This window comes from Motilibacter rhizosphaerae, assembly GCF_004216915.1.
GTDB lineage: Bacteria > Actinomycetota > Actinomycetes > Motilibacterales > Motilibacteraceae > Motilibacter > Motilibacter rhizosphaerae.
In genome coordinates this window covers 28,161-41,700 of the sequence record NZ_SGXD01000005.1, presented here as the reverse complement: position 1 = coordinate 41,700, position 13,540 = coordinate 28,161, and the positions used below count along the sequence as shown (strand labels likewise).

The following is a 13,540-nucleotide window of genomic DNA, read 5'->3' as shown; positions in this document are numbered from 1 at the left end:
GCTGTCTCGGTGGTCACTGCTCTGGTCGAGGGCCGAGGTGGGCCGACAGGGCGTCGCGGACGCGCTCCACGACGGTGAGGTCCGCGCGGTAGCGCCGCCACGTCCCCTCGGCGGTGAGCACGACGAACCCGGTCTTCCGCAGCACCTTCAGGTGCTCCGACGCCGTCGCCGGCGCGACCCCGAGCGCTGCGGCGATCTCGCCCGCCGGCAGCTCGCGCGCAGCTGTCAGACGGAGGATCTCGCGTCGCGCCGGGTGCGCCAGCGCGCGCAGGCACTCGTCGAGCTCGTCGTCACCCATCGGGCGGGACTTCCCCTCGGGCACGTCCCGACGATACTTCGGCTAGTGCCGAAACAGCAAGCCCCGAGCAGGAGGTTCAGGCGCTCCCGCCGAACGGGTGGTCGATGACGTACTTCCACGAGCCGTCGGCCTGGCGGCGGAGGAGCTCGGAGGTGACGCCGGCCAGCGGCACGGGGTTGCCGTCCGGGTCGGTGCCGCCCGACATGCTGAAGGCGACACTCGAGAGCGCGAGGTCACCGCTGACGAGCCAGTGGCGCGGGGTGAAGTCGAGCTGCCCACCGAGGCCGAGGAAGCCGCGCAGGGCAGCAGCGATCGCCTCGGTGCCGGCGATGGGCTCGGCCCCGGGACCCGGGACGAGGACGGCGTCGTCCTCGTACATCGTCATCAGCCGGGCGAGGTCACCGGCGTTGAAGGCCTCACCCCAGGCGCGGTTCAGCGTGTGCGGGGTGTCGTGGTGGGTGGTGGTGGTCTGCGTGATCGTCATGGGACCACCGTGCCGGGCGCGGGAGCCGCTTCCCATCCCAGGAACCTGGGGTTCTCGCCACGAGGCCCGGACCCGCTCAGAGGTCGTCTTCCCGCAGCAGCGATCGGAAGGCGAGCCAGCCCGGCACGGCCGGGAGGTACTGGGAGATCAGCTGGTAGAGCAGGACTCCGCCGATCGCCGCGCTCTTGGGCACGCCGAGGGCGAGCAGGGCCCCGGACAGGCCGACGGTGGCCACGGCGGCTCCCCCGCCGGGGAAGGGCACGAGGGCCGAGATGATGGTCACGCCGAGGTTGGCAGCGATGAGCGTCCAGATCGGCGGTGAGCTGCCGACCGCCCTCAGCGCAGCGGACAGCGCCAGGCCGTACAGCACGTACGCGAGGACGAACCCGCTCAGCAGCAGCGTGATCTGCCGTGGGCTGCGCATCACGTCGAGCACGCTGCGCGCCCCCTGGTGCACGGGCGGGAGGACGCGTCGACGGACGTACGGCACCGCGAGGACGAGCAGCGACGCCGCGACGACAGCCGCTGTCCCGATCTCCAGCAGGGCCGTGATCGCGCCCGTCGGGATCTGACCCAGGTCGATCCGCTCCGGAGAGGCCTGCGCGGCGACGAAGAACAGCGCGACCTGCGTGCCCGTCGCCGCGACGAGGTTGACGACGCCTCCCCCGGCAATGGCGGTGGCGGCGTCCACGCCCTGCTTCTGCAGGAAACGCACCTGCATCGCCTGGCTGCCGAACGGCAGGGCGAGGTTGCAGAACGCCCCTGCCGCCTGCAGCTTCACGTTGGGCCACAGGGGAAGCCGCTGGCGGACCGAGCCGGCGAGGGCGAGGGCGAAGCCGACGTTCGTGGACAGCACCAGGGCGAACCCGAGCAGCAGCGGCAGCGGGTGCGCACGCGCGGTCTCGCGCGCGAGGATCTCGGGGTCACCGACCGCGCTGAGCAGGGCCCCGACGCCGACGACGGTGCCGAGCGCGAGAGCCAGGCTGGAACCGCGTACGCGCTGGAGCTGCAGCAGTTCGGGCACGTCCGTGCCGACGGCGGCGGCGACCGTCGCCCGCAGCTCCTCGAGCCGCTCCCCGAGCTGGCGGCGCGGGAGCCCGACGATGCGGCGGGCCGCCCTGCTGAGCACGCCGGCCTGCAGCAGCGGCAGTGCGGCGCCGACCGCGTCGGCGCCGAGCGCAGCGACCGCCGCGCGTACGGCACGGTCGGGACCCACGAGATGAGCCGTCGTCACCAGCAGTTCTGCGGTGTCGGCGGCACGCGCCTCCTCGGGCGCCGCCGCGCTCGCCTGGCCGAAGCCCACGATGACGACACCCTGGTCGGTGGCGACGAGCTGACCGGTGTTGAGCCGGCCGTGCGCGATGCGCAGGTGGTGCAGCTGGGCGACCTGCTCCCAGACGTCCTGCAGCAAGGCGTCGTCGAGCTCCTCGGCCGGCAGGTCCGAGACGGGCCGGCCGCCGACGTCGCGCTCGGCCAGCAGCACCGTGCCCGGGCCACCGGTGCCGGCGACGACCAGCGGCGGGACGCGGACGCCGCCCTGGCTCGCGAGCAGGCTGACGTAGGCCTGGTGCTCGACCTCCTGCGTGCGCGTCAGGAAGAGCGTGGGGCCGGAGTCCTTGTAGTAGACGAACCGAGCGAGCTTGGCGAGGAGCTGGGCGTCGCGCTCGTCGCGGCCGAGGACCTTGACGACGAGGCGGGCGGTCCCGTCCGTCGCGTGCATGAGGGTGTTCTCGCGCGGCTGCTCGGGCGCGAGCTCGACGTGCGACACCGCGATCGCGCCGAGGTCGTGGAGGGCGGTCCGCACCTGCGCCGGTGTCGGACGCCCGCCGGGCGACCCGAACAGCAGGTGGATGGCCGCAGCAGCACCCCACCCGACCACCGCGGCGCACATCAGCGACCGAGGGAGCGCCACACCGAGGTAGAGCGCGGCCGGCGCCAGCAGGGTCGCGAGGACGACGCCGAGCCAGCGCACCTTCCGGGTGAGGTACGGACCGGCGGCCGCGACGACCGCGACCACCAGGGAGAGCGAGACCGTCGGGAAGTTCGGGGACACCCGCGAGCGGACGACGGCACGCAGGCCGGGCCGGAAGCCCTCGGCGAGCACCAGCCCCAGCCCGCGCGCCAGCAGCCACCCGAGGAGCCCGGCGAGCAGCAGGTCGCGGGCCAGCCGCCACCGCCGAGCGGCGAGCGCGGCGGCGACGACGAGCCCGACGGCCCACAGCGCGGCAAGGCGGTAGACCAGCTGGAAGACCGGCCGGAGGTTGCCGGGCAGCCCGTTGACGGCGTGGAAGACATCCAGCGACAGGGTCGAGTTGCGGGTCGAGTGCCGCGAGAGCCAGAGCACCGCCGCCACCGCCAGGACCACGCGCACGGCGTCGGTCACGCGCCGGCGGTACGGCTCCTCCGAGGCCCTGGCGAACGGCGGCTGGCGCGAAGGGAGGCGGTGCAGCACGCGCGCCATGCGCCGTCTCCAGCCTGCCCGTCGGGTCCCGACTCCTCGGGAGGACGGTCCTGCCGGACCTCCTCGGGCCCCATCGTAGGGACCGGGTCGGCCGCAGCCTCCTGGGCGCGCTCGCCCGCCTCAGCGGCGCCGGAGTGCCGGCGTGAGCAGAGCCGGCGGGGCGTCGTACTTCTCCTCGGGGGCGAGGTCGACACCCGGCGCGACGATCGCGTCGATGGCGTCCAGGACATCGGCCGGGAGGATGGTGTCGGCGGCCGCGAGCTGGGACTCCAGGTGCTCGGCCGTGCGGGGTCCGATGAGCGCGCTCGTCACGCCGGGGTGCGCGGTGACGAAGCCGAGAGCCAGCTGGACGAGGGTCAGGCCGGCCTCCTCGGCGACCCGGGCCAGCTCCTCCACGGCGGCGAGCCGGCGCTGGTTCGTCTCGCGGGTGAGGTCGAACCGGTCGGCCATGAAGGCGGAGCGGCTGGTCGTGACCTCCTTGCCGGCGCGGACCGCGCCGGACAGCCAGCCCGAGGCCAACGGGCTCCAGGCCAGCACTCCCATCCCGTACTGCTGGGTCACTGGCAGGACGTGGGCCTCGATCCCGCGCTGCAGGATGGAGTAGCTCGGCTGCTCGACGACGTAGCGGCTCAGGTGGTGCTCCCGGGCGGCCCACTGGGCCTCGACGATGCGGTGCGCCGGGAACGTCGAGGACCCGAAGTAGCGGATCTTCCCCGCGCGCTGCAGGTCCGTCAGTGCGGACAGGGTCTCCTCGTCACTGGTCTCCGGGTCCCACCGGTGCACCTGGTAGAGGTCGACGTGGTCGACGTCCAGACGCCGCAGGCTGTCCTCGAGCGCGACCGTGAGCCAGGAGCGGGAGCTGCCGCGGTGGTTGCGCTGCTCACCCATGGGCAGCCCTGCCTTCGTCGCGAGCACGACGTCGTCACGGCGGCCGGCGATCGCCTTGCCGACCATCTCCTCGGACTGACCGGCGCTGTACGCGTCGGCCGTGTCGATGAGGTTGATGCCGGCATCGAGCGCGGCGGAGACCATGGCGGTCGCCTCCTCCTGCGTCGTCCGGCCGATCGCGCCGAAGTTCATGGCGCCGAGGGCGAGTGCGCTCACCTGGACGCCGGTGGCGCCGAGAGTGCGGTACTGCACGGGGGTTCTCCTTCCGCCGCCAGGAGGCGGCGTTCGACCAGCGAGTGGGTCGGGCGGTGGCGCGGGTGGGCCGCCGCCCTCGGAGCGGGAGGCGCGCGCGGGGCGACGGCGGTGCCGTACGCTCTGTAGCGGAACGTCCTTCCAGAACAGTACCGGACGACTGTTCCGGAAAGCAAGACGAGCGTCACCGGACCGGTGGCGGAAGGGAGGTGCCCGTGGCCGTGGTGCCGGTCAGCGACGACGAGGAGCCCAGTACGCCCGCCGGGCGCCGCCGTCGGGTCGACGCCCGCCGCAACGAGGACGCCGTGCTGGAGGCGGCCGCCGCCGTCTTCGCCTCCTCCGGCGTCGACGCGCCGGTGCGGCAGATCGCCCAGGCCGCCGGCGTGGGCGTGGGCACGGTCTACCGCAACTTCCCGCAGCGCTCGGACCTCATCGCCGCGGTCTTCCGCCGCGAGGTCGACGCGTGCGCCGACGAGGCAGCGACCCTGGCGGCCCGGTTCGCGCCGATCGACGCGCTCGAGCGCTGGCTGCAGCGCTACGCGGGCTTCATCGCCACCAAGCAGGGCCTGGCGGCGGCGCTGCACTCGGGCGACCCGGCGTACGACGCGCTCCCCGCGTACTTCGACCAGCGCTTCCGGCCGGCCCTCGAGGACCTGCTGGCGCGCGCCGGGCTCCCGCCCGACCTCGATGCCGGCGACCTGCTGCGGGCTGTCGCGGACCTCAGCCACGGAGCGCCCCGGTCCGAGCGGATGGTCGCGCTGCTCGTGGACGGCCTGCGGCACCGCCTCTCCAGCGGCTGAGGATCCACGAGGGCCCGAGCAGCAGCTCAGGCTCTAGTCAGCGGGCCGTTCGCCGCGCCAGCGCACGCGCGCCCAGACGGACTTGCCCCCGCGTCGCCGCAGCTCGATGCCCACCTCGTCGGCCAGTGCGGTGACCAGGGTCATCCCGCGCCCGTGCTCGAGGCCCGTCGTGGGCGCGAGCACGTCAGGGGTCCGGTCGTCGTCGTCGGTGACGGCGATCAGCGTGCCCGACTCCTCGGCGACGACGCTGACCTCGACCTCGTGGTCGGCATGGCGCACCGCGTTGGACACGAGCTCGTTGGTCACCAGCTCGACCGCGTGACGGGTCTCGTCGTCCGCGGCTGGTGGGAGGGCAGCGACAGCGAAGCGGCGGGCGAGGACGGTCGCGACCGGCCAGGCGGGGAGCGTACGGGACCGCCGCACCGGTCTGCCGGGCGGCACGGCCACCGCGAGGACGCCGCGCACGCACGGCTCCAGCTCTGCCGCACGGAGCGCGGACTCGACCTCGTGGAGGAGGTGGCGGGCGGAGCTGTGGTCGTGCTCCTCGTCGAGTAGGGGAGCGAGCGCGGCGCGGACGGCCTCCCGCTCCGCGGGGGCGACGTGCGGGTCGAGCGCGACGGCGACGACGGCCGCGCCCCCCTGGGTCGTCATGACGAGCCGCTCCCCCGCCAGCCGGCCGTCGTGGGGCGGCGTCGGACTGCCGTCGCCCTGGGAGGTGCTCAGCAGGAGGATGTCCCCGTCCAGCGGGGCGACCGCGATCCAGCCGGATGCCGGTGAGACCTCGATGTGCGCGCCGGTGATGGGGCCGTCCAGGTCGACGGCCATGACGGAGATCGACTGGCCGACCAGCGCAGGGGGGACCCCCTGGCGGCGCGCGAGGGCGAGGACCCCGCTGACGGAGTCCAGCGTGGTAGCGGCGACGTGGGGGTCGGAGTCCAGCAGCGAGGCGAAGACCGAGGAGCTGCCTGGCGGCGAGCCCACCCGGTGCTGGAGGACCGCGACTCGGGCTCCGCCGGGCTGGGTGAGCGAGCAGATGCTCACGCCCTCAGGAGCTGGGTGCTCCTGGAAGCCGAGCCGGGCACGCGGCGGGGGGGACCAGTGCGCGCACGCCGCCGCCACCAGCTCGGACACGCTGACGAGGGCGTGCCGCTCGGGCTCCCCGAACTCGTGGCGGTCGTGCCAGCCCAGGCCGAGGACCCCGATGACGCGGCCATCGGCGTGCAGGGGGAGCGCGCAGAGGCTCGCGTTGTCGGGGTTCTCCGGCAGGGCGGGGTACGTGGCCCGCGCGGCCGCGACGTCCGAGACCCACAGCGGGCGGTCCTCGCGCACGCTCGCCGCCAGGGGCACCGCCGCGCTCGGGTCGAACTCGCGCCAGGGCTCCACCACCGACAGGTGCATCCCGGTCGCCGCCAGGACGTGCAGCGTGCCGTCCTGCGACTGCAGCGCGAGGGTCGCGACCTCGGCCTGCAGCACCTCGGCCACCACGGGCAGCACGCTGCGGATGACCTCGCCCGGGTCGGCGCGCTGCGCCAGGGCCCCGGCCACGTGCGAGACCAGGCCCAGGAGCCGCTCCGGCTCCACCCCCACCACCACGACGCGCCCCTAGTCGCTCATCCCCACTGTCGACGGCTCGGCTCGCAGGGGGTCGCGCGGGCGTCGCCGGCAGACCGGCACGCACCCAGACGCCACCTGCTCAACGACTGCACGCGCCCCATTCCCGCGCCAGCCTGCCCCCACACCGACGCGTACCGCGGTCACGAGCTGGACCAGCGGACCTCCCCGTCCACCACGTCCGCGGTCGGGCGCAGGCCGAGCGCCCGCGCGACGCCCGCGGAGGCCGCGTGCTCGGGGTGGACGTGGGCGACGAGCGTGTCCACCCCCTGCTCCCGCAGCCAGACGACCATCCCGGCGGACGCCTCACGTGCGTACCCCTGCCCCTGGTGCCCGGTGCTGACGACCCAGGCGACCTCAGCCGTCGGTCGTCCGTTCGCGACGGAGACCGTGGCCTGGACGGTGCCGACGAGCTCCCCGGTGTCGAGGCGACGGAGCATCCAGTTGAGCCAGCTCTGCGCGGAGTCCGCGGAGCGGCCGACGACCTGGCGCTCGTAGCGTGCGCGCAGCTGGTCGACAGTGGCCGGGCTCCCGCCGATGTACGTGTGCAGCGCCTCGTCGTCGAATGCCGGCGCCGCCTCCACGGCGTGCTCGACCCGTAGGGGGTCCAGCAGGAGCCGCGAGGTACGGATCGGCTGGGCCGCGAGGTGAGGTGGAGTCGCGGGGCTCACCCGCCGAGTGTCGCGCTGGCTGCCCCTCCTGCACAGCGCCTCGTGGTCGGGACCGGCGAAGACCCCAGGAACATGGGATGGGAGCACACCGCCCCGCGCCGGACCCTGGTGGCGAAGACGACTCGACCGCTGCACCTCACGCGGCCGCACCTCGCAAGGTCGCGGCAAGGAATCCGCGAGGAGCCGCGGCCACAGTCGTCACCAGCCGGCCGCACGAGGCGGTCGCCACAACCCGAGGAACCCCCATGCCCTCCCCCTCCGCCGCCCTCACGACCGTCCTGGCGCTCGCAGCCCTCGTGCCCGCGACCGCGGCTGCCGGTGCGCAGCCGGCTCCGGCCCGTACGAGCCTCGGCTCGATCGTCTACATCCGCGGTGCCAACGTGTGGATCGCCCGCGGTGACGGGGCGGGCAAGCGCCAGGTCACCCACGACGGGACGCGGAGCGACCCGTACTGGTCCCCGTCCGAGGCCGACGACGGCACCATCGCCGCCGCGCGTGGTGCCGCGATCGTCCGCCTGTCGCACACGGGCAAGGTGCTGGACCGGATCGACCCCCCAGCGCTGAAGGACTCCGCCGGCGAGTCGATGGACGGCCCGGTCTCGCAGGTCGCCCTCAGCCCTGACGGCAGGACGATCGCCTGGACCTACGTGCGGGCCGGCTGTCCCATCGGCGGCGACTGCCTCTTCCGCGCGGCGACCGGCTACACGGCGGCCAACCGCTACCGGTCCGTCGGCGTGAGCACGTACTTCCACGACCCGTCCTGGGTGACGAGCACCCGCACCTTGCAGAACGGGGGCTACGGGTCGCAGGTCCAGCTGCAGGACATGCGGTCGGCGCCGCAGTACTGGTTCGACGACCGCGACTACGCCGGGATGAAGGACACGGACCTGGCCGACACCGAGCTGAGCCCGGACGGCCGCCACCTCGTCGCCGTCCGCGGCTACGGCGACACCACCAGCATCATCTGGTACGACGTGGCCGGCGACGCCCGCCACGGGTCGGCGCCCGGGGTCCCGTCGCCCGTGTGCCTGACGGGTCAGCAGGCCGGGAAGTCCAGCCCCACCTGGTCGCCGGACTCCTCGTCGCTGGCCTGGGAGGCGCAGGGCGGCATCTGGATCACTACCGACGTGGCCGAATGCGGGGCGCACCAGGGAGTCCTGGCGATCCCCGGCGGCCACTCCCCCGACTGGTCGCCCGCGGCACGCTGAGCCCTCGGCACCAGGGGACTGCCACGTCGCCCTCCTGTGGGGCGGTCAGTGGTGGTACTCGTGGACGAGCGCGTGTCCCTTGCCCCGAGCGATGAGCGCCCGGTTCACCGGGACCGTGACCGCGAACGCGACGACGAGCGAGGCCGCCAGGGACGCCCAGAACAGCAGGTCGGAGAGCCCCGCGTCGAGAGCGCTCGGGACGGCGATGATGACGAGGTTGTCCATGACCTCCATCGTGACGATCGAGAGGGTGTCGGCCGCGAGGGCTACCTTCACGGCCTGCCGGAACGGCAGCCCCGAGCGCAGCACCGGGGCGATCGTCAGGGAGTACCCGAACACGAAGGCGAGAACGACCGACAGGGCGATGTTCGCGGCGTTGCCCCAGCCCCACCACGTGGACAGGACCATTCCGAGCACCTCGCCGATGGCGCAGCCGGTGAGGCAGTGCAGGGTCGCCGACACCGCGAGACGGGTGAGCTCGGTGGGGCTGGTGGGCGCCGTCCCCGCATGACCCTCGTGGTGGTGAGCGGACGGGGAGCCGGTCGGTCGCTGTTCGAACATGCCGTTAGTGTACCCCTGGGGGGTATCGGGGGGCAGTGTCGAGGGGCCCGCCCGCTGAGTCCTCGCGCCGACGACCCTCCGCGACACGCGCCGAGGGGAGCAGACCCCTGCTGCGGGGAACGCGCGTGCTCCCCGCGGCCCGGTCCTGCTCCCCTCGGCGAGTGTCGCCACAGCCACCGCCACCACGCAGAGCAACCCGCCGCGACGCCCATGCCAGTACGTCCTCGTGGCGGCGGGTTGCTTCCCGTCGTGCGCTGGCACCCCCCGATCAGCAGGGACATGCGCAGCGCGCGGGCATCGTGGTGGGATGTCGTCGTGCAGCGACGGCTCCGGGCGTGCCTGCGCAGCGCCGCACCTGCTGCTGCGGCGGCGCTGGTCCTGCTGGCCGGGTGCAGCGCGCCCTCGCACCCGCCGCACACGTACCGCGTAGCCGTCTGCGTCTCCCCGCGCCAGGGCATCCCCGCAGACGAGCAGGTCGAGCTCGACTTCCGCCAGCAGGGCGTGCGGGTCGCGGCGGGCTCCGTCCCCGCGGGCGGGGTGTTCGAGGCACCAGTGCCGAGCGGGAGGGAGACCGAGGTCTACGCCGACGGCAGGCTCACCAGGACGGCGACCGGCGGCGGTGGCACGGCGGCGGTCTACCTCCGCGGGCCCGGCTGCCCGGAGACACCCACGGGCTGAAGGGCCCCCAACCTGCTCACGTCGACGAGCCGTGCGCGGTGACCGCGGCGTACAGGCTGTCGTACGCCGCTGCCCGGCCCCGGTAGTAGTCCGCGCGCTCGTGCGAGGGCGTGAAGGTCGGGCCTGTCGAGGGAGGAGTCCGCTCCGTATCGGGCGCGAGGACTTCCAGGGCGTGCAGCGCGGTCCCGTGCAGCGTCGTGCGCTTGATGGTGACCGGCTCGACCGGCGCCTCCAGCACATCGGCGAGGATCTGCTGCCACGCAGGCACATCTTGCGTCACCCGCCCGCTGGCGAGGATGCGACCGGGCCTGGCGACGGTGCGCAGCTGATCAGCGATGCGGGCGTACGAGATCGCCACGCCCTCCATCGCGCCACGGAAGAGCTGCGCGCCCGTGGTCGCGGCCGAGACCCCGGCGAACGTCGCCCGCGCGTCTGCGACCCAGCCCGTGGCCCGCTCGCCGGAGAGGTACGGCAGGACCAGCGGTGTGGCCGGGTCCGGCTCCGCGGCCAGCACCTGGTCGGGGTCCGCCCCGCCGAGCTGCACGGTGCTCTCCAGCCAGCTGACCACGCGGCCGACGTCGTTCACCGCTCCACCGAGGAGCGAGCGGCGCGCATCGACCCGGTAGCACCAGAGGCCCGACGGGATCCGCTCGGGGACCTGGTGCACCAGCACGCGGATGGCACCGCTGGTGGCGGCAGCGACTGCGGCGGAGTCCTCGTCGTCCGCCCCCGCTCCGAGGTTGCTCGCGAAGCCGTCCGTGATCGGCGGGAACCACCGGGCCTCGGCCAGCGCCGGCCACGCGCCCGTCGCGCCGCCCGCCGTCGTCAGCGGGCGGTCGGGGTCGCGTACCTCGGACAGGTGGTCGGCCGCGATGCCCGCGGCCGCGAGCAGCTCGGCGTCCCACGCCCCCGTCCGCCGGTCCAGCATCCCGGTCCAGGCCGCGGTCGACGTGCCCGCCGCGGTGGCCCCGATCAGGGAGAGGTACGCGTACTCCCCCAGCGACATCCACCACCGCACGCGACCGAACGTCGCCGCGTCCGTCTCCTTCAGCCAGCGCAGCCGCGGTGCGAGGTAGCTGGTGTGGATGCGGCACCCGGTCCGCTGCTGCACCTCCGCCTCGTCGAGCTCGCGCCGGATCTGCGTCGCCTGCGCGGAGCAGCGGGAGTCGGCGTACGTGTAGCAGGGCGTGAGCGCCGAGCCGTCCTCCGCGACGCCGACGAGGGAGGAGGCGAAGGTGTCGAGCGCGACGCCGCCGATCTCCGCGTGCCTACGCCGCCCGGCGAGCTCGCTGATGATGTCGCGCAGCTCGGCCACCACCTGGTCCGGGTCGATCTGCGACGTCCCGTCCGCCGCGGTGGTGAACGCGTGCGGCTTCTTGACCCGCCCGCCCTCGACCGGGCGTCCCGTGGCGTCGAAGACGTCGCCCCGGCTCGCGGTCGAGCCCACGTCGAGCGCGAGGACCAGCGGCCCGACGGCATCCTCCGCCGGCACCCGGCCGAAGCCCTCCTTCATCCCGTGTCCCCTCCCGCTCGCCGCACGTCGGACGAGATCGCCCTGCCCCACCTGGGGCTGTCGTCCCCCACGCGGTCAGGTCGTACTCCAGCCCGGTCGCGCGTCAGCGGGTGAGGGGCAGCTCCGGCACACCTGGAGGGTCGAAGCCGAGCGCCTGGCCGTAGAACGAGAGCTCCGACTCCAGCGCGCGCACGATGCTCTCGGCCTTGCGGAAGCCGTGCTGCTCGCCGGCGAAGACCACCAGTGCGTGCGGCAACCCCTTGCGCCGCAGCGCTTCCGCGAAGGCCTCGGCCTGCTCCGGCGGCACGATCCTGTCCTCGTCGCCCTGCAGGAGCAGCACCGGGCACGACAGCCCGTCGACGTGCGAGAGCGGCGCGCGCTCGGCGTACGTCGCGGCCGCCTCCGGCAACGGACCGACCAGGCCGTCGAGGTAGCGCGACTCGAAGTCGTGCGTGTCCTCCGCGAGGGCGCGGAGGTCGGCCACGCCGTAGTAGGACGCCCCTGCACCGAAGGCGTCGGTCCCCGTGAGGCAGGCCAGCACGGTGAACCCTCCGGCGCTGCCGCCCCGGATCGCCACCCGTGACGGGTCCGCGTGCCCCGACTCCCCCAGCCACCGGGCGACCGCGACGCAGTCCTCGACGTCGACGATCCCCCACGCGCCCTGCAGGAGCTGGCGGTAGGCCCGCCCGTAGCCCGTGGACCCGCCGTAGTTGACGTCGGCGACCCCGATGCCCCGCGAGGTGAAGTACGCGACCTCCGGGCTGTAGACCGCGAGCGACTGCGCCGTCGGGCCACCGTGCACGAACAGCACCCAGGGCGGCCGCTCCCCCTCGGGCCCGACCGCGTCCGGGCTGGTCGGCGGGTAGAGGTGGGCATGCGTCTCGCGCCCGTGCGCCGACGGCACGACGACCGAGCGGGGCACCGGCAGCCACGCGGGGTCCGGCGCCGAGTCCAGCGAGAGCCGCGCGACGTGCGACCCGCCCGTCGCGACGTCGACCGTCACCACGGCGTGCGGCGCGGTCGGCGATCCAGCGACCGTTGCGAGCGTGCCGCCGGACGCCACGACCGTGCGGTACGCCGTCCACGGCAGGTCGAGGGGCACGAGCTCGCCCGTCGCCGGGTCGAGCAGGTCCAGCGCGTACGCGTCGCTGCCGTGCACGAGCGCGACGCGCCCGTCGTCGAGCGGCTGGTACGACGCCTGCCCGAACACCCACTGCGGGAAGGCGTGCTCCTCCGGGCCATCGGGCAGCAGCGGGCGGAGCACGGGCTCGGCGCCCTCGGGGCCGTCGACCGCGCACAGCCGCCACCAGCCGCTGCGGTCGCTCACCACCAGCAGCGCCCCGTCATGGGTCCACCCGGGTTGCACGAGCGACTCCTCGGCGCCGCCGGCGATCCGTCGCACGCCCTCGAGGCCTCCGCCGGTGACCGTCCCGGTCCAGAGCTCGGTGCCGTCCCACGGCATGCGCGGGTGCTCCCACGAGAGCCAGGCGAGCGTCGTGCCGTCGGGCGAGAGCCGCGGGGTCGAGAGGAAGCGAGGCCCGCTGTGCAGCTCCACGACCGGGCCGCCCGCGAGCGGGACGCTCACGAGGGCGCGGCGCACGTCGCCGCCGCTGACGTCCTCCTGCACGCAGACCACGGCATCGCCGACGACCGTGAGGTCGGCGTAGCGCACCTCGCCGCCGGAATCGGGCGTGAGCGGGCGCGGCTCCACCCCCGGGGCGGGCACGAGCCACAGCCGCTGGTCGTCCCACCGAGCCGCGACGACCCCGTCACCGGCCGGGGCCCAGGAGCCCCCGCCGTACTCGTGCACCCGCGTACGCGCGTTGAAGTCCCGCGGCAGCAGCTCTTCCGTCGACCCCACGCCGCCGTCCGGTCCGAGCGCCGCACGGACCAGTGCCGTGCGCCCGCCCTCGTCCGGGCGGCCCTCGGACCACCAGAGCCGGCGCCCGTCCTGGTCCAGCGCGATCTCGCCCAGCCTGGTCCCCGCCCGGGCCACCTGCTCGGCGGAGAGGGGCGAGGGCCAGGCGCCGTACGGCAGGGTGGTCGTCATCCCGGCAATCTACGGCGCGACCCCACGCGCTCAGCGCCCGGCGGCCCGGGCCGCGGCGCAGGGGC

The 13,540-nt window shown here is 74.5% G+C and carries 12 protein-coding genes; 3 read left to right on the top strand and 9 right to left on the bottom strand.

Annotated elements, in window-relative coordinates:
* Positions 1 to 13 precede the first annotated feature (13 nt).
* The 4 genes from EV189_RS16925 to EV189_RS16910 all read right to left on the bottom strand — a co-directional run bounded on the left by EV189_RS16925 (position 14) and on the right by EV189_RS16910 (position 4,383).
* Complete coding sequence (locus EV189_RS16925) at positions 14 to 322, bottom strand: ArsR/SmtB family transcription factor (RefSeq protein ID WP_231116510.1); 309 nt, start codon at positions 320 to 322, stop codon at positions 14 to 16.
* A gap of 52 nt (positions 323 to 374) precedes the next feature.
* Entirely contained in the window at positions 375 to 782 is a 408-nt protein-coding gene (locus EV189_RS16920; RefSeq protein WP_130494187.1) for a YybH family protein, read from the bottom strand.
* Between the two features lie 76 nt (positions 783 to 858).
* On the bottom strand, positions 859 to 3,243 hold the full coding sequence (locus EV189_RS16915; protein ID WP_130494186.1) for a lysylphosphatidylglycerol synthase domain-containing protein: 2,385 nt from the start codon (positions 3,241 to 3,243) through the stop codon (positions 859 to 861).
* Positions 3,244 to 3,363: 120 nt separating this feature from the next.
* A complete protein-coding gene (locus EV189_RS16910) occupies positions 3,364 to 4,383 on the bottom strand; it encodes an aldo/keto reductase (RefSeq protein WP_130494185.1) in 1,020 nt (339 codons plus the stop codon).
* Positions 4,384 to 4,598: 215 nt separating this feature from the next.
* On the opposite strand from EV189_RS16910, the gene EV189_RS16905 reads away from it, so the two are divergent.
* Positions 4,599 to 5,183 (top strand): TetR/AcrR family transcriptional regulator, encoded by a 585-nt coding sequence (locus EV189_RS16905; protein ID WP_231116509.1) that lies wholly within the window; start codon positions 4,599 to 4,601, stop codon positions 5,181 to 5,183.
* Positions 5,184 to 5,216: 33 nt separating this feature from the next.
* Here EV189_RS16905 and EV189_RS16900 read toward each other — a convergent pair whose 3' ends face one another.
* Together EV189_RS16900 and EV189_RS16895 are read right to left on the bottom strand one after the other, a co-directional pair.
* A complete protein-coding gene (locus EV189_RS16900) occupies positions 5,217 to 6,776 on the bottom strand; it encodes a GAF domain-containing protein (RefSeq protein ID WP_130494183.1) in 1,560 nt (519 codons plus the stop codon).
* Positions 6,777 to 6,937: 161 nt separating this feature from the next.
* Positions 6,938 to 7,465, bottom strand: a complete 528-nt coding sequence (locus EV189_RS16895; protein ID WP_231116508.1) for a GNAT family N-acetyltransferase — start codon at positions 7,463 to 7,465, stop codon at positions 6,938 to 6,940.
* Between the two features lie 245 nt (positions 7,466 to 7,710).
* On the opposite strand from EV189_RS16895, the gene EV189_RS16890 reads away from it, so the two are divergent.
* Positions 7,711 to 8,673 (top strand): TolB-like translocation protein, encoded by a 963-nt coding sequence (locus EV189_RS16890; RefSeq protein WP_165400360.1) that lies wholly within the window; start codon positions 7,711 to 7,713, stop codon positions 8,671 to 8,673.
* A 45-nt stretch (positions 8,674 to 8,718) separates the two neighbouring features.
* Here EV189_RS16890 and EV189_RS16885 read toward each other — a convergent pair whose 3' ends face one another.
* Entirely contained in the window at positions 8,719 to 9,234 is a 516-nt protein-coding gene (locus EV189_RS16885) for a DUF4396 domain-containing protein (protein WP_130494181.1), read from the bottom strand.
* A 315-nt stretch (positions 9,235 to 9,549) separates the two neighbouring features.
* Here EV189_RS16885 and EV189_RS16880 point away from each other — a divergent pair, with 315 nt between their 5' ends.
* Positions 9,550 to 9,912, top strand: coding sequence for a hypothetical protein (locus EV189_RS16880; protein ID WP_130494180.1), 363 nt, complete (start codon positions 9,550 to 9,552; stop codon positions 9,910 to 9,912).
* Between the two features lie 16 nt (positions 9,913 to 9,928).
* On the opposite strand, the gene EV189_RS16875 is transcribed toward EV189_RS16880, so the two are convergent.
* A complete protein-coding gene (locus tag EV189_RS16875; protein WP_130494179.1) occupies positions 9,929 to 11,425 on the bottom strand; it encodes a gluconokinase in 1,497 nt (498 codons plus the stop codon).
* A 103-nt stretch (positions 11,426 to 11,528) separates the two neighbouring features.
* Complete coding sequence (locus tag EV189_RS16870) at positions 11,529 to 13,475, bottom strand: S9 family peptidase (RefSeq protein ID WP_130494178.1); 1,947 nt, start codon at positions 13,473 to 13,475, stop codon at positions 11,529 to 11,531.
* Between the last annotated feature and the right edge of the window lie 65 nt (positions 13,476 to 13,540).

What these genes read in the sequence shown, in the direction of transcription:
- EV189_RS16920 (WP_130494187.1), bottom strand. Translation starts at nt 782, where the DNA reads ATGACGATCACGCAGACCACCACCACCCACCACGACACCCCGCACACG.
- EV189_RS16915 (WP_130494186.1), bottom strand. Translation starts at nt 3,243, where the DNA reads ATGGCGCGCGTGCTGCACCGCCTCCCTTCGCGCCAGCCGCCGTTCGCC.
- EV189_RS16890 (WP_165400360.1), top strand. Translation starts at nt 7,711, where the DNA reads ATGCCCTCCCCCTCCGCCGCCCTCACGACCGTCCTGGCGCTCGCAGCC.
- EV189_RS16885 (WP_130494181.1), bottom strand. Translation starts at nt 9,234, where the DNA reads ATGTTCGAACAGCGACCGACCGGCTCCCCGTCCGCTCACCACCACGAG.
- EV189_RS16875 (WP_130494179.1), bottom strand. Translation starts at nt 11,425, where the DNA reads ATGAAGGAGGGCTTCGGCCGGGTGCCGGCGGAGGATGCCGTCGGGCCG.
- EV189_RS16870 (WP_130494178.1), bottom strand. Translation starts at nt 13,475, where the DNA reads ATGACGACCACCCTGCCGTACGGCGCCTGGCCCTCGCCCCTCTCCGCC.